This window comes from Streptomyces sp. NBC_00464 (assembly GCF_036013915.1).
Taxonomy (GTDB): Bacteria; Actinomycetota; Actinomycetes; order Streptomycetales; family Streptomycetaceae; genus Streptomyces.
This window is the reverse complement of record NZ_CP107899.1, coordinates 3,400,511-3,415,381: the sequence shown is the minus strand read 5'-3', so window position 1 is coordinate 3,415,381 and position 14,871 is coordinate 3,400,511. Positions and strand designations below refer to the sequence as shown.

Here is a 14,871-nt window from a genome sequence, read left to right as displayed (position 1 = left end):
CCGGGATCACGCGCGCGCTCCGCAGGCGCCGCACCCGCTTCGCCGAGACGGAGGCCGAGACACATGCCCGTTCCGCGACCGCTGCGCCCACGTCCGGGGAATCTCCGTGCCATCGCCGAGCAGATCGAGGAAGCGACGGGGCTGCGGGTGCAGGTCCTGGGAGGAAGTCTCGTGATGTCTCCGACGCCGCGCGGCAAGCTCGCCGGAACCATCAGGCGGCTGCGGCTCCAGCTCGAACCGACGCTGCCGTCGAGGTTCGGGGCGTACGAGGTCACGTCGGTCGGGATGCCCGATGCCCCGGACGACTACGCGACGCCCGACCTCGTGGTGCTTCCGGACCAGTGGGACGAGGACGACGCGTGGCTCGCCGACCCGGCGGATGCGGTGCTTGCCGTAGAGGTGATTTCGCAGTCGGAAAAGGCGCGCGACATCAGTCAGAAGAACGACTGGTACGCCGTCGCCGGGGTCGTCGCCCTGTTGGTCATCGACCCCCGGCACGGGACATGGGCTCTGCATACGCGGCCCGGGGGCGGTGCGTACCAGGAGAGATCGGGCGGCAAATACGGCGAGGGGATTCCGCTGCCGGAGCCCCTGGGCCTCGTCTTGGCGACGGACGCGTTCCCTCGGTACGGGACCGGGGCGGTGGCGTGAGCCGTGCCTCCGAAGAGTCCAACCGCCGCATGCTGCGGGCCCGCGACGCGATGGACCGCTCGTACGCCCAGCCGCTCGACGTACCGGCCCTTGCCCGGCTCGCCCATGTGTCCGAGGCGCACTTCTCGCGCACCTTCCGGGCCACGTTCGGCGAGACGCCGCACCGGTACCTTCAGCGGCGTCGGGTCGAGCGGGCGATGTTCCTTCTCCGGGAGACCGACCGCAGCATCACGGACATCACCTTCGAGGTCGGCTTCGGCAGCACGGGGACGTTCAGCCGGACGTTCCGCGACATCGTCGGCCGGTCACCTAGGACGTACCGCAGCGAAACGGTGGCCACCGGGGTTCCGACCTGCTTCACGATGGCGTGGACGCGGCCGAGCGGCTGAGCGCTCGCCCCGCTCGGCGGTCGCCATTCTCTGCGCGCAGACTGAGCAGTTCTGGATAAGTTTTCGCGCGGCCGTCCCCGTAGCGTGAACGTCATGTTCAACGCAATCACGCACTCGCAGATGTACGTACTCGACCAGGACGAGGCCCTCGACTTCTACGTCGGCAAGCTCGGTCTCGAGGTGGCCGCCGACACCGACCTCGGGTTCATGCGCTGGCTGGCCGTCAGCGTCCCCGGGCATCCGGAACGCCAGATCCTCCTGGAGAAGCCGGGCTCTCCGGCGATGTCCCAGGAGACGGCGGCGCAGGTCCGCGACCTGGTGACCAAGGGGGCGATGGGCGGCTGGCTCATCCTCACCACGGACGACTGCCGCAAGACGTACGAGACGCTGCTCGCCCAGGGGGTCGAGTTCACCGAGGAGCCCACCGAGCGTCCGTACGGGACGGACTGCGGTCTCCGCGACCCGTTCGGCAACCGCATCCGTTTCACGCAGCCGAAGCAGGTCGGCTGACGACACGGAAGAACCTCCCGGCGGGCCGCCGTTGTGGTCGCCCGTCAGGAGGTCGTTTCGGTGTTGCCTGCCGAGTCGCTCGCCGAGTCGCTTGTCGTGGTGCTCGCCGTGACGCTCGCCGGACCGTCCGGCGGGCCGTCTGGCGGGCCGGAATCAGGACTTCGAGTCTGCCTGCTGCATGGAGCTCACCGCGTCCGCGATCGTGCTGCGGTACAGACCCAGCTTCGGGTCGAGGACCTTCACGTCGGGGCCGAGCGGGAAGTTGAGCTGCTCGGCGTTGGGCATGTGGTCGCCGTCGGCCAGCACGTTCAGCTCGTTGATCCAGGTCACACCGTTCCCGCCGCTCGGGTTGAGGTCGATCACCGCGATGGCGGCGTTCTTCGGCTTGACCGGGTAGGCAGGGGCGCCGCCCAGGCCGCTCGGGACCAGCGGGGTGATGTCGCCGCTGTGGTCCTTCGCGCTCGCGCTGCCCAGGCTGACCCGCGGGAAGTAGCTCAGGCCACAGGCGTTCGCGCCGGTGTTGTTGACCTCGATCACCTGCTGGGTGGCCGAGCCCTCGCGGGCGTACACCCGCACCGACAGGTCCTCGCTCTTGCACGGGTGCTTGTAGGCGTAGCTGTCGCTGGTGTTGCCGCCGGTGGTCGTGCCGGTCTTGGCGGTGCCGCCCTTGGACGAGCCCGTGCCTGTGTTGGAGGTGACCGTCTTCGCGGAGCCGCCGGTCGTTGCGGTGTCCGTGGATCCGGCGGCGTCAGCGGGCTTCGAGCCGTCCGCCGATGCGGCGGTCTTCGCGCGGTTGTTCGCCGGGCCGGCGGACTTCGTGCCGCTGCCGTCTCCACCGCAGGCGGTGAGGGCCAGGGCGAGCACGGCGGTGACTGCGGCGCTGACGGCGACGGTGCGCTTGCGGGTGTGGATCGTACGCATGTGAATACCCCGAGTGTGTGGCGGTCGAGTGTGGCGGTGCTGCCGAGGCCCGGAACTTGCGGCGAACCGCTCCCCCTCCTGACCTGCTGACTTCTGAAGCTTCCCGCCCGCCGCTCATGTTCTGCTAACGCCCGCTTGTCGTCCCGCTGACGCGCCCGGAATCGGCGTGCAGCCCCCCGCCTGCCCCGTCCTGTCCCGTCCCGCCCGGTCCCGTTCCGCTGCTACGCGAACCGGGAGCTCGGGACCGGTCCGGGGGCGTCGACGCGGTCGCGCAGCGCAGTGGCCCAGCCTGCCGAGGTGGCGGAGACGAAGGCGCCGAACACCGCATCGCCGTCCGGCGGGGTCTCGCCGTCGCCGGCGTCGGGGGTGCCGTCCGCCCGTACGATCCCGGCGGCGATGTCCTGCTCCGGGCGGTCGTCCGGAGGGGACTGCTCCACACCGTTGTCGCCCATCCGCATGGTCGCGCCCCAGGGCTCGACCACGGTCTGCACCAGGAACGTGCTCACGTCGGCGGTCGCGACCGGCGGGTTCGTCCAGCACGTGGCGTGCTCGAAGAGGATCTGCCCGGCCGGGCGTCGCCGCAGGGTGACGGCCACGTCCGGTTCGACCGCGTTGATGTCGTAGGCGACGACCAGGGTGTCCGTCCGCTGCGGGTCGTACGGCTCGGTGGGCAGTCCCAGCATCTGCGCCGCGGCGAGACCGAGAATGCGGTCGCTCCGGCCGGGCAGCAGGGAGACGGAGCGCGGCGCGCGCCCCGTGGTGCGCAGGACGAGAGCCAGCCGGTCGAGGCCCTGCCGGCACAGCTCGACGGTGTCCCCCAGGTACGCGTACCGGCCGGTCATCGCGGATTCGAAACCGTACGGGGAGAGCACGGCGAGGTATCCGCCGGTGAGCGCGTAGTGCCAGCCGCGCAGGTCGCGGCGGTCGAGCGGGCCCGCCTGCGCGGCGCGCTCGGCCCGGCGCAGCATGTGGGTGACGCGGCCGTGCGCCCACTCCCACTTCGCGTCGTCGGGCGCCGGCAGCAGGTCGAAGGCGGTCCGGGCGCCGGAAAGGTCCCCCGCAAGAAGCGAGTTGTGGACGAGGAGGTACCGCTCGGGCCAGGCGGGCAGCTCCTCGCCGGCCGTGGCCAGTACGGTCACCGCCTCCCCGTTGCGGTTCTCGCGCTCCAGCGCGGAGACCAGCTCGGCCCGCACTGCCCGGGAAGCGGGTATCTGGCGCAGGGCCTCGCGCAGGGCGGGAACGGCGAGGAAGGCGAGGTCGTGCTCCACGCAGGCGTACCCGAAGTCGTAGAGCTCCTGCGGCCGGCCGGGCTTCTTGGCCAGGGCCTTGGCCCTGCCGGCGAGGTCGTCGACGCCGGCGGTGGTGGCGAGCCGGTGCACGAGCTTCGCCAGGTCCTTGAGGGGTGCCGTGTCGGCGAGGGGGCGCAGGGCCCGCACGGTTCCGGGTACGTCCCCGGCATCCAGGAGCTTTGCCGCTCCCGCGAGTTCATTTGTCATCGCGGGAGATCATGGGCGAGCGGGCGCGGTGGTGCAACGTGTTTCTTCACCGGCCGTGTCGGGTGGGGCGGCTGCCTGGGCCGGGGAACCGGGATGCATCTGTGCTACACGTCACGCGTGACTTCTGCGGTCTGATCACCGTTAGATGTGATGTGCCCAAGCCTGCCTTTTCGGCCGAGACCGCTGCCGTGTCGCCTCCGCCTCCTGCGCCCCTGCCCTTCCTGCTGACGTCGCGCCAGGGGGAGGCGGCGCGTGAGCTCCTCTCGTACGTGGCCGGGTTGCCGCTGACCTCCGTCGACGCTCAACTCCTCGCCGTCGTCGTGGCGATCCGGGCCGCGCGGGCCGGCGTCGGGAACCTCACGGGAACGGATCTGCGGTCGCTCCGGCTGGATGATCCGGAGCAGGCCGTCGCCGAGCTGGCCGCCGCCGGATGGCAGGTGCCCGGCTCGCTGCTCGACGGGGATCCGGACAAGCCGTCCCGGATCATCGTGCCGGAGATGACTCCGGGGCCCGACCACGTGCTGCCCCTGGGCAAGGGCACGCGGTCGAAGGTCTCGGGATGGGCCATGCGTACGCGGATCGCCAAGCCCGTGAAGAAGGCCTCGCCCGCCGCCCGGCTTGCCGCGCTGTTCCTGGCGGCCTACTGCACGGACGAACTCGCCGGAGAGGCGCCCGACGATCTGCCCGTCGCCTGCTACGCGGCCGTGCCCGTCCTCCTTGAGAAGGGGTTCCTGGCCGAGATCTCCGGGCGGACGTACCGGCTCGGCCCGGCGGTGCGGCACCTCGCCGGCATGTTCCGTACCCCTGAGGAGGTCGCGGAGCTCGCGGCCGCGGAGGCGGAGCGCAGGGCGGCGCGTGAGGCGGCAGCCGCGGCCGAACTGGTGGAGATTACCCCGGCCGAGTGGGCGGAGTGGAAGTCCGGCGTCAGCCCGGCGCTGCTGCGGCATGTGGAGGCCGTCGAGCAGTGCGCGGTGTGCCGGTGCTCCTTCGTGCGGGTCGCGAAGGCGTTCATGTCCGTGCCGTCGCCCGTCCCCGCGCCCCGGCCGGCGGCCGGCGACCACGACGCGTGGAGGGATGCGCATCCGGACTGCGGCCGGGAGGCGGCCGCGTTCACTGTGGCGTTCCGCGCGGAGCACGGCCACGGTCCTTCGTACGGGCAGTTGTGCAAGGGGCTGGGCTGGAAGAAGCTCTCGCGCTCGGTGCGCGGGCTCGTCGTGAGCGGGATCGTCGCCGATGGATGGCTGGCCGAGACCGCTCCCGTGCCGTGGACCCTGCGCCCGGGGAAGGCTGCCCAGGCACAGGGGATCGTGCTGCCGGGGCAGGGGACGGGGCAGGGGACGGACCAGGGGACGGCGACGGCGGCGGCCCGGAGTACGCGCTGACCTGAGAGGCGCCGGGCGGGGCCGGCTCGTGCCCGCGGGGCTCAGGAGTCCGTCTTGTCGGGGGTTCCAGGGGTTCCGGGGGTTCCGGGGGCGCCGGCCGGGCCGGTGGTTCCAGTGGGTTCGGTTGTTCCGGTGGTCCCGGCGGTTTCGCCTCGCGCGGAGAGGACCAGCGTCGCGGCGATGAGGAGAGCCGTGATGATGCCCGTGACGAGGACCGGGGAGGGCCCGAACGTCGCCGCCAGGACGGCGATGACCGCGAGCGGATGGAGCGCGTCGGCCGCGCGGCGCAGCCCGCCGGCGCGGTGGTGCAGTACCCAGACGAGGGTGACGAAGACGGCGACCGGGACGGTGTAGGCCGCTGCCGCCGTACGGTCGGAGAGGTGGCCGTGGCCGGTGGCGTGAGCCACGTTGACGGCGAGACCGGCGCCGACGGCCGCCGCGGACGCGAAGACCAGGTAGTGGCCGTATCCCCACAGCAGTGCCATGCGCAGGGTGGTGAGCCGGTCGTGCACGCTCGCACTCCGCGCGAAGTAGAGCCACCACAGGGCGAAGACGGTCAGGATGCCCCCGACGACGAGGGCGGCAAGGTCTGCGAGCGCCGCGTCCGAGTCGAGCGCGGCATGTACCGCTCCGGTGGCGGCGGTGATGGACTCGCCCAGCACGATCAGGGTGAACAGGCCGTACCGCTCGGCGATGTGGTGCGGATGCCAGGTGGTGGTGGCCGCGCGTTCCGCCCAGGCGGGGACGGCGATCTCGGCCAGGACGAGGACGGCGAAGGTGGCGAGCCCGGCGTCCTCGGGGAGCGTCAGGCGTACGACCCAGCCGATCTGTACGAAGAAGATCCCCACGGCGTAACGCAGGCAGGTGGGGCGTCGCTCGGGGTCGGACCGGGCGGCGCGCAGCCACTGCGTGACCATGGCGAGCCGCATGATCACGTAACCCCAGGTGATGACCGTGAAGTCCTCCTGCTGCAGGGCCTCCGACGCCCCGGCGGCGAGGACGAGGGCGCCGGTGATCTGGACGAGGGTGAGCAGCCGGTAGGGCACGTCGTCGGTGTCGTAGGCGGAGGCGAACCAGGTGAAGTTCATCCAGGCCCACCAGATCGCGAAGAACACCATCGCGTAGCCGAGGACACCGTGGGCGATGTGCCCTTCGGCGAGTTCGTGCTCGAACGCCGCAGCCGCCTGGGCCACCGCCGTGACGAAGCAGAGGTCGAAGAACAGCTCCAGCATGGTCGCGGTGCGGTGTTCCTCGTCCGCGAGGCGGGCGACCATGGGCCGACGCCAGGAGGAGGGGGAAGGCGGCGAGGACGGGGAGGGGGGTGAATGGCTCATGGGGGCCCATTCTTCCCGCTGTTTCGGCCGGGAGCAGTCGGCCGCGCCCTCGTGGACCCCGCTTGAGGGCGGTGCGGGCGAAATCCGCTGGTGCCGCGGCGGGGGTCCTGCCAGAATCCGCCGCATGACTTCACGAATCGAGAACCACCCCGCCCGTTGAGCGCCCCGGAAGAGCGCGGAGCGCTCACTTCCCGGCCCTCGCTGTACTCCTACGCCCTGCGCCTTTCTCGCGCGGAGCCCGATGGGCGGCCTCCCGGGAGCGGGTACGCGCTGCCCGGTCCGGCCGTGCTGAACCGCCGGTCCAGCCGCAGTTGGCGCGAGGCCCGGACTGCGGTGGTGGACCTGCTGAAACCGTTGCTCGCCGACCCCGATGCGGTCCGGGCCGCGGCCGGGGTCGAACGACGATTCGCCGCGCTGCAACCCGCTGTGAGGGATCATCAGATCCTCTGGGCCGTACGTGATGTGGTGCTGGAGGACGAGGAGCGGGCGCGTGCGCTCGGGCGGTGCCTCGCGCGTACGGGAAGCAGTCCCGCCGCCGTCTGTGTCGGCCTTGCCCTGCTGGGCCGTCTCGGTGAGCCGGAGGACGTGCCGTATCTCAAGGCGCTCGGTGGGTTCCGCGATCTGATGAGCCCGGCCGTGTCCGCGCTCGACGCCATCGACCGGCAGGCCGCAGCCGTGGTGTGGCTGGGGCTTCGCTCGGGGAGACCGGAACTGCGCGGGTTGGTCAGTGCCGTTGAGGCGGGCGACATGGAGACCGTGCGCCTGAAACTGGCGGCGCTTCCGCGGGACCCGGGCATCGTAGGGCCCGAGGCGGCGCGGAGAATCATGGAGGCGGTGCGGCCGGCCGACATCCTGGGAGCGGGGGAGCTGCCGCCATCCCAGCGCGGCGAGTTGGCCGCTTGCACCGGGTGGCTGCTGTTCCGTGCGACGAGCCTGCGCGACGACCGGGCGGAGATCCTCTACTGCTCGGAGGCCGTCAGTTCGTACGAGGCTTTCGTGTCGTGCGCCGGAGTGCTGGAGCCCACGCTCGATCACTACGGGCTGCTGCTCTCCGCCGCGTTCGACCTGCACAGCGGGCCGAGCCGGTTGCGCGACTGGGGTCCGGGCCGGCGCGAGGCGTTGCTGGCGGAGCTGGAGTCCGTACTGCGGCGGCCCGAGTGGTGCGCCGTGACGGCCCCGGACGCCGAGCCCAGGGAGGGTGCGGACGGGGTCGAGCGCCGGCGGTTCCAGTGGGTTTGGCGCAATGCGCGGCGGCCGTTCGGCGGTGGGGTGGATGCGGTGGGCCCGGTAGGCCCGGTGGGCCCCATGGGCCCAGTGGGGCGGGTCCTTCGGGATCTGCGGGATCTGCGGGATCTGCCGGTTCTACGGGTTCTTCGGGTTCTTCAGGTTCTTCGGGTCGAGATCGTCGTGCGCGATCCGGTCGATTCCGACACGGTCGAGGTCCGCATGCTGATCGACGGCCGGCCGCTGGTGCCGGAGGTGTTCGGCCGGGGGCCCGCGCACAGCCCGGAGTGGCTGCTGGACAGTGGCCGGCTGCGGGCGACGGAGAGGAGCCACGGGAGGTCCAGCTCGCGGAGGCGTACTGCACCGAGGGCTGCTGCGGTGCCCTGCACGTCACGATCCGGCGGGACGGTGACGAGGTCGTCTGGTCCGACTGGCGTTGTCCGTCGCCACCGCCCTCCCCGCTGCACGTACGTGAGATCCCGGAACTCCGCTTCGACGCCGCCGCGTACGACGCCGAGATCAGCCGGGCCGAGAACGACCACGCGTGGACGTGGCCGGCCCGCAAGGCCGCCCGGCTGATCGCCGCAGGGCTGCGTGACCGGCCGGAGCTGCTCAGCCGCTGGGACATGGAGCTGAGTTGGGCCGGTACGGACTTCCGGGACCCGGACCGTACGGCGTTGTGCCTGAGGTACGAGGAGGCGGACGGCTCCCCGAAGTACCGCATGTGGCACATCCCGGAGGACGGCACCCCGCCCGAGGACCGTGCCGCCGACGCGTTGCGCCGACTCGCCACGGTGGACCCGAGGACGTACGGGGCGTAGCGCCCGGTCCACCGTTCGGGTGATCTCGGCCGGGACGCGATGCGTTGGGGGGCCCGGGGAGCGGGGGACCGGGCCGCTCCCCGGCGTCCGGGGGCGGCGTGTCGCGGCTGCCGGGTTTGGCACAGTGCCGCTCCACGATCAAGGAACGGGGTGAGTGGTGTGCAGAAGAGGCTGAGCGATCTGGCGGGTGGCGGGGGCGGCGGTCGCGCGGGTGGGGACCAGCTGAGGCACAGCGACGGGGCGTGGCTGAAGGCGGCCGGAGGTGCGGAGGGGATGGGGGTGCATCTCGGGCCGGTGAGGGCGGAGTTGGCGACCGCGCACGAAGGGCTGCTCACCGGGACCGTCGGCCTGAGCGCGCTGGCCGAGCTGGGTTCCGTACGCGAGTCGTGGGAGCGGCGCTTCGAGACCGCGCGCCGGGAGTGCGGGTCGCTGGCCGGCAATCTGCGGGCCGTCGCCCGGGCCCAGGCCGAAACGAACGAAACCGTGAAGTCGTCCTTCGCGCCCGTGGCGAGGCGGACGCGGGGGGTCGAGCGATGACGGCGGGGACCTCCCGGCTTACCTGGGCCCAGTTACGGGACCTGAAGTGCGCCGAGCTGGAGGGTGCGGCCGACGGCTGGGGCAAGGCGAGCAACCGGGCCGACGCGGGGCGGGACCGGATCGAGAAGCAGCTGCTCAACGGTTTGCGCGAGACCCAGCAGGGCGCGGCCGCGGACGCGGCGGTGAGCAGGCTGCGGCAGCTGGGCCGGAACCTCCAGTACGTGTATACGGAGTGCGGCCTGGTCCGTACGGCCCTGAACAGCCTCGCGCACGAGATGAAGGCCCAGCAGCGGGCGCTGCGGGACGCGCTGGACGATGCGGCGGCGCTGAGGTTCACGGTGCACGCGGATGGTTCGGTGACGTACCCGGAGGCGGGGGAGGGCCTGGTCGACGGGAAGCCGTTGGCGGGCGGGACCGCGTCGGTGGGGGCGGCGCCGGGGCTGTTGCCGCCGTCGGGACTGGTGGCCCCGAACCCCAATACGGCCAAGGCGCAGGACATCGCGGACCGGGTGGCGAAGGCGGTGCGGACTGCGGCGGAGGTCGACTGGAGGTTCGCCAGGATCCTGCGAAATCTGAAGGCCGAGGAGGGCCTGACGGTCCCGGACCGGACGTGGACGGACGCGGCGGGCGACGCGGCGGCGGTCCGGGCCGCGGCGCGCGGGTACCTGAAGTCGGGCATCCCGTACGAAGCGGGGCCTGCGGCGCGGCGGGAGTGGTGGGCGGGTCTGACGGACGAACAGCGCGAGGAGTACCTGGCGGTGTACCCGGACCTGATCGGCAACTTGGACGGCATTCCGGCCCTGATCCGCGACACGGCGAACCGGGACAACCTGCAGTTGCTGATCGGCAAGCTGGAGGGGCAGGACGGTGATCGGGCGGAGACGCAGTTGGCGGGGCTGCGGGAGATTGACCGGCAGTTGCAGGCGGGGCGGCGATCTGGAGAGCCGCCCATGTACTTGCTGGGTATCGGAGATGAGGGTAACGGGCGAGCGATCGTTTCGTTCGGCAACCCTGACACGTCAAGGAATGTTGCCACGTACGTCCCGGGTTTGAATACCTCGCTTGACAAGGAGTTCGCAGAAGGTGACTTGAAGCGGGCTCGCGATACAGCGATTGGTGCCCGGTATTACGACTCATCGAGTGCTGCCATTGTGTGGCTTGGTTACGACGCACCTCAGTCGCCCGATGGTCTGGACAGCCTAGACGTTATAGGGGATGAGCGAGCCGAAAGGGGTGGGGGTTCCTTCAACGGCTTTATGGGGGGCCTCTCGGCTACGAACGAGAATGAGAATCCTCATATGACGACGATCGGGCACTCCTACGGTTCCAGGACGGTAGGTGCGGCCACGCAACAAGGCGGCGGGATTCCGGGGGTTGACGACATCGTTCTAGTTGGAAGCCCTGGGGTTGGCGTGGACCGTGCAGAGGATCTCGGTGTGAGTAAGGATCATGTCTTTGTCGGTGCAGCAGAGAACGATGTCGTGACCAAGCTTCCATCGAAACAGCAGAGTGCTGTCGGTGCTGTCGGCTGGGCTGCTGCAGGACCTGTCGGCAGTCTGCTTCTCGGCGAGGTGGCGGACCAGGGCGACGACGATCTCTGGTTCGGGCGGGACCCTGCGAGCAGAGCGTTCGGTGCACGACGCTTCCAGGTTGACGAAGGGCCGCAGTTGGTGAGTTCGGAAGGCGTATCGCTCGACGCGCACTCTCGATATTTCGACCCAACTAGAGATGCGGTGTCGGCAAACAATATTGCTCTTGTGGCGGCTGGGCGTCCAGAGAAGATTAAGAGTGAGGAGTACCGATGAAAGGGAAAGTCGGCAGGGCGGCAACGGTGTTGATTTTGGTCGCCCTAGCTAGTTCTTGCACCAAGGATGGTGCGGAGGTAAGTGGGATTGAGGGGAGCCGCATGGATATGCAAGAGGCTGCCGAACGCGCTGACGGCATCCTGGACGCTGTTCTGGCTGAGATTCAACCAGGAGTCGAGTGGACGCACGGTCCTACAACTACCGGAGTCTGTGATGTGACCCGCAGGCGGACCGTGATGACCATCGTCTCTGCGGGGCGTCGCGGAAGTTTCCTCGGACTCGTGGACCGATTCTGGCGAAAGAGTGAATACCGGATCAAAGCGGTTAATGATGACGTGGATGTGCCGGCCATCTTCGCGCAGACGGGCGATGGATTCGGTGTGAGTCTGATTGTCGGGGATAAGGGGCAAGTCTTCTTCGAAGTTGACAGCCCGTGTGTCCGAGAGTCTGACGTGGCTGACCCCGTTGCCAAGCCGAGCGGGCCGAGTTATGCGGGGATTGAAGTGATCCCTCGCCCCAACGTCCACTCCGACTTCTGGTCCGCCGGAGCGTCCTGACGCCTCGTCGCCGCCCTCAATGACCGGTAACGGCCCGATCGGTGGCGGTAAGTGAGGGCCCGATAGTCGGACGTTGAGTCCGGCATTGGGCCCTGGGGCCCATGCCGAACCCCGCAGTGTTGTGGTCGCATACGGATACCGGGGGAATCGTCGCTGCGCCTGCTCACAAAGCTGGGGAGACTCGTCGTGTCTGGCATAGGAGAAGTCTCATTACCGGATGGTGCTGAGGTGGGCGCCACCGAGGTTCGTTCGGGCAGACAGCCGCTGTCGAGCGCCTTGCAGGTGGTGCTGACTCTCGTCCGGCTGCTCTTCGTCGTCACAGTCGTGGGCGCGCTCAACGCGCTGCTCGTGGCCTCGTCCGTCGACGCGGTGGACGGCCGGCTGCTTGGCATGGTGCTGTACACCGTGCTCCCCGGCATCACCGGGTTCGTGTTGTCGCTGTACGTGCGAGCCGGTGGTCCCCGGGTCTGGCGCGGGTTGCTGGCCGTGCATGGCTGGCTCGTGCTCGGTGGGCTGGCCACACTCAATGACGCGGACAGCAACCGGGGCGTGACGCAACTGGTCCTTCCCGTCATCGTTCTCGTCCTGCTGTGCAGGCCCCAGTCCCGCGCATGGTTCAGGCTCGCGCCCGAACAGCGCGCTGAGCACCGGCCGTTCAGCATCCCCCGGATGATCAAGTGGCGTGTGGACACCGGGCAGTCCGCGCTGGAGTACGTGGGCCTGATCCTCGTGGTGGCCGCCCTCGTCGGCGGGCTCGTGGCCACAGGAATGGGTGGGCAGATAGCCGGCCGATTCGGTGACGCCATCTGCCAGGTCACCGGAGGTGGCTGTTCGTCATCCGGGGCCGTCGCTGACGGCCACGGCAACGGGAAGGGCGCCGGCAACGGCGCCGGTAGCGGTGGCAGTTCCGGGGTCGGGTTCGAAGGCGCCACCGTGGCCGGTGGAACCGGTTCGGGCCAAGGCGGGCCCGGCGGGAGCGAGACCGGCGGGAGCGAGACCGGCGGGAGCGAGACCGGCGGTACCGGTTCTGGCGGAAGCGGAAGCGGAAGCGGGTCCGACGGAAACGGCAACGGTGCCGGTGGGGCCGCCGGCGCAGCCGGTGGTTCGGGTGCGGCCGGTGGTTCCTCTTCAGTGGTCGACGCGGGTAGACAAGCCTCGACCACGGGTGGTTCCTCCGCCAACGGCTCGGAAGGCAACTTCTTCACCGGTCTCGTGGGCGACGACGGACTGCTCGGCGATGTCACCGGGGCCGTCGACACGATCGCGCACCCCGTCGACACCGCCAAGGACGTCGTCGACCAGTACGCCCAGGTTGCGAACAAGGGCGGCGACAAGTGGGGCAAGGGTCAGTACGTGGCCGCCGCCTGGGACGTGGCCAAGGGACCCGGCGGGGTCGGTGGCGCGCTCACCGGGCTGCCCGGGTCGGGTACGCGCGTCGAGTCGGCCGTACGGGACAAGGAACGGCAGTACCTCAACGACCGCATCCCGACCGGTTCCAGCGCGGCCGGCCGCAAGGCGTGGTGGAACGGGCTGTCGCAGCAGGAGCGCGATCGGTACCTGGAGCTCTCCCCGGACCGGATCGGCGGGCTCGACGGTATTCCGGTGGCGGACCGGGACACGGCCAACCGCCGGCACCTTCCGGACCTGATCTCGGAGCTGGAGGGCCGGAGCGACAAGACCTCGAAGGAACAGCTGGCCGGGCTCCGGGAGATCGACCGGCAGCTGAAGGAGGGCAGCCAGCCCCCGATGTACCTCATCGGCATCGGCGACGAGGGCAACGGGCGGGCGATCGTCGCCTTCGGGAACCCCGACACCTCGCAGAACGTGTCGGCGTACGTTCCGGGCCTGAACACCTCCCTCGACGAGGAGTTCGCGAAGAACGACCTCAAGCGCGCCCGTGACACGGCGATCGGCGCCCAGGGCTACGACCCGTCCAGCGCGGCGATCGTCTGGCTCGGGTACGACGCCCCGCAGACTCCGGACGGGTGGAAGAGCCTGGCCGTCGCGGGCACCGGCCGGGCGGAGACGGGCGGCGCGGCCTACGACGACTTCATGGGCGGCATCGCGGCCACCAACCAGAACAAGGACCCCCACCTCACGGCCATCGGGCACTCCTACGGCTCCCGCACCGTCGGAGCCGCGACCCAGCGCCTCGGCGGGATACCGGGGGTGGACGACATCATCCTGGTCGGCAGCCCGGGGGTGGGCGTGGACCAGGCCGTGGACCTCGGGGTCGGTGCCGCGCACGTCTACGTCGGAGCGGCCGCCAACGACCCGGTGACCAAGCTCCCGTCCAAGACGCAGGTGGTCGTCGGCGCGATCGGCATGATCCTGGGCGGGCCGGGCGGTGCGTACGGGGCAGGGGACCTGGCCGATCCGGGCGACGACGACCTCTGGTTCGGCAAGGATCCGGCGAGCAAGGCGTTCGGGGCCGTACGGTTCCCCGTGGCCCCCGGCCAGCCACTCGTGAGCGGTGACGGTCTGAGCTTCGACGCACACTCGAACTACTTCAACCCGGCACGGGACGCCATGTCCGCCGACGCCATTGCTCTTATCGTGTCGGGACACGCCGACCGGCTCAAGATGGAGGAACAGCGATGAGCCGAAGGTTCCAGATCGTCGCGGTGGCTCTGGCTGTCGGCTTCACGCTGTCCGCCTGCGGCACCGAGAAGGATGCGGCGGGTGTGCACGCGGGCACCGCCGCCTCGGAAAGCCCCAAGGACACCAAGGGGAAGAAGATGGACATGCAGGAGGCCGCCGAGCGGGCCGACGGCATGCTCGACGCCGTACTGAAGAAGATCGATCCCAAGGTGCAGTGGGCCCATGGGCCGACGACCAAGGGCAGCTGCGACGTGACGCGCAGACGTACCGTCATGACCATCGTGTCCGCGGACCGGCGGCAGAGTTTCCTGGACCAGGTCGAGCAGTTCTGGCGCACGAGCGACTACCGCATCAAGGCGAAGAACGACGACGCGGTGTTCCCGGCGGTCTACGCGGTGACGAAGGACGGATTCGGCATCAGTGTGAGCGTCCGCGCCAAGGGACAGGCCTTCTTCGAGGCGGACACCCCGTGCGTGAAGGAGTCGAAGGTCGTCGACTCCGCGTCCGAGCCGAACGGGCCGGATTATGAAGGTGTCTACCCGCTTCCCAGCCCCAACGTACGGTCCGACTACTGGTCCGCCGGAGCATCCTGACGGCAGGTGAGGGGCGGTCAGGACATGGCAGCGCACTGGACTCCCGGCCC

14 protein-coding genes are annotated in these 14,871 nt (G+C 70.2%); 10 read left to right on the top strand and 4 right to left on the bottom strand.

The genetic code is table 11. From position 1 onward, the window contains the following. Positions 1-63: 63 nt before the first annotated feature. The 3 genes from OG912_RS15245 (at position 64) to OG912_RS15235 (ending at position 1,550) form a co-directional block, all read left to right on the top strand. Entirely contained in the window at positions 64-651 is a 588-nt protein-coding gene (locus OG912_RS15245; RefSeq protein WP_327709804.1) for a Uma2 family endonuclease, read from the top strand. Then, the gene (locus OG912_RS15240; RefSeq protein WP_326737598.1) at positions 648-1,040 is read left to right on the top strand and encodes an AraC family transcriptional regulator; all 393 of its coding nucleotides are present in this window, start codon (positions 648-650) and stop codon (positions 1,038-1,040) included. Before OG912_RS15245 ends, OG912_RS15240 begins: the two co-directional genes overlap by 4 nt. 93 nt (positions 1,041-1,133) lie before the next feature. Further along, the gene (locus OG912_RS15235; RefSeq protein WP_326737599.1) at positions 1,134-1,550 is read left to right on the top strand and encodes a VOC family protein; all 417 of its coding nucleotides are present in this window, start codon (positions 1,134-1,136) and stop codon (positions 1,548-1,550) included. Between the two features lie 153 nt (positions 1,551-1,703). Here the strand turns inward: OG912_RS15235 and OG912_RS15230 are convergent, their stop codons facing one another. Continuing rightward, positions 1,704-2,471, bottom strand: coding sequence for a DUF4232 domain-containing protein (locus OG912_RS15230; RefSeq protein ID WP_327709803.1), 768 nt, complete (start codon positions 2,469-2,471; stop codon positions 1,704-1,706). A gap of 221 nt (positions 2,472-2,692) precedes the next feature. Further along, entirely contained in the window at positions 2,693-3,967 is a 1,275-nt protein-coding gene (locus tag OG912_RS15225; RefSeq protein WP_327709802.1) for a hypothetical protein, read from the bottom strand. A gap of 188 nt (positions 3,968-4,155) precedes the next feature. Here OG912_RS15225 and OG912_RS15220 point away from each other — a divergent pair, with 188 nt between their 5' ends. Then, positions 4,156-5,349 carry a hypothetical protein gene (locus tag OG912_RS15220; protein ID WP_327709801.1) on the top strand — a complete coding sequence of 398 codons (1,194 nt, stop codon included), beginning with the start codon at positions 4,156-4,158 and terminating at the stop codon, positions 5,347-5,349. A 41-nt stretch (positions 5,350-5,390) separates the two neighbouring features. On the opposite strand, the gene OG912_RS15215 is transcribed toward OG912_RS15220, so the two are convergent. Together OG912_RS15215 and OG912_RS15210 are read right to left on the bottom strand one after the other, a co-directional pair. Continuing rightward, entirely contained in the window at positions 5,391-6,683 is a 1,293-nt protein-coding gene (locus OG912_RS15215) for a low temperature requirement protein A (protein WP_443060981.1), read from the bottom strand. 1,362 nt (positions 6,684-8,045) lie between these two features. Next, the gene (locus OG912_RS15210; protein ID WP_327709800.1) at positions 8,046-8,186 is read right to left on the bottom strand and encodes a hypothetical protein; all 141 of its coding nucleotides are present in this window, start codon (positions 8,184-8,186) and stop codon (positions 8,046-8,048) included. 8 nt (positions 8,187-8,194) lie between these two features. Between OG912_RS15210 and OG912_RS15205 the strand changes: the two genes are divergently transcribed. The 6 genes from OG912_RS15205 (at position 8,195) to OG912_RS15180 (ending at position 14,821) form a co-directional block, all read left to right on the top strand. After that, positions 8,195-8,728, top strand: coding sequence for a hypothetical protein (locus tag OG912_RS15205; RefSeq protein ID WP_327709799.1), 534 nt, complete (start codon positions 8,195-8,197; stop codon positions 8,726-8,728). 159 nt (positions 8,729-8,887) lie between these two features. Beyond that, entirely contained in the window at positions 8,888-9,265 is a 378-nt protein-coding gene (locus tag OG912_RS15200) for a hypothetical protein (protein WP_327709798.1), read from the top strand. After that, positions 9,262-11,070 carry an alpha/beta hydrolase gene (locus tag OG912_RS15195; RefSeq protein ID WP_327709797.1) on the top strand — a complete coding sequence of 603 codons (1,809 nt, stop codon included), beginning with the start codon at positions 9,262-9,264 and terminating at the stop codon, positions 11,068-11,070. Before OG912_RS15200 ends, OG912_RS15195 begins: the two co-directional genes overlap by 4 nt. Continuing rightward, on the top strand, positions 11,067-11,627 hold the full coding sequence (locus OG912_RS15190) for a hypothetical protein (protein WP_443060980.1): 561 nt from the start codon (positions 11,067-11,069) through the stop codon (positions 11,625-11,627). Before OG912_RS15195 ends, OG912_RS15190 begins: the two co-directional genes overlap by 4 nt. 264 nt (positions 11,628-11,891) lie before the next feature. Continuing rightward, the gene (locus OG912_RS15185) at positions 11,892-14,228 is read left to right on the top strand and encodes an alpha/beta hydrolase (RefSeq protein ID WP_327713442.1); all 2,337 of its coding nucleotides are present in this window, start codon (positions 11,892-11,894) and stop codon (positions 14,226-14,228) included. Beyond that, entirely contained in the window at positions 14,225-14,821 is a 597-nt protein-coding gene (locus OG912_RS15180; RefSeq protein ID WP_327709796.1) for a hypothetical protein, read from the top strand. The genes OG912_RS15185 and OG912_RS15180 overlap by 4 nt, the downstream gene beginning before the upstream one ends. Positions 14,822-14,871 lie beyond the last annotated feature (50 nt).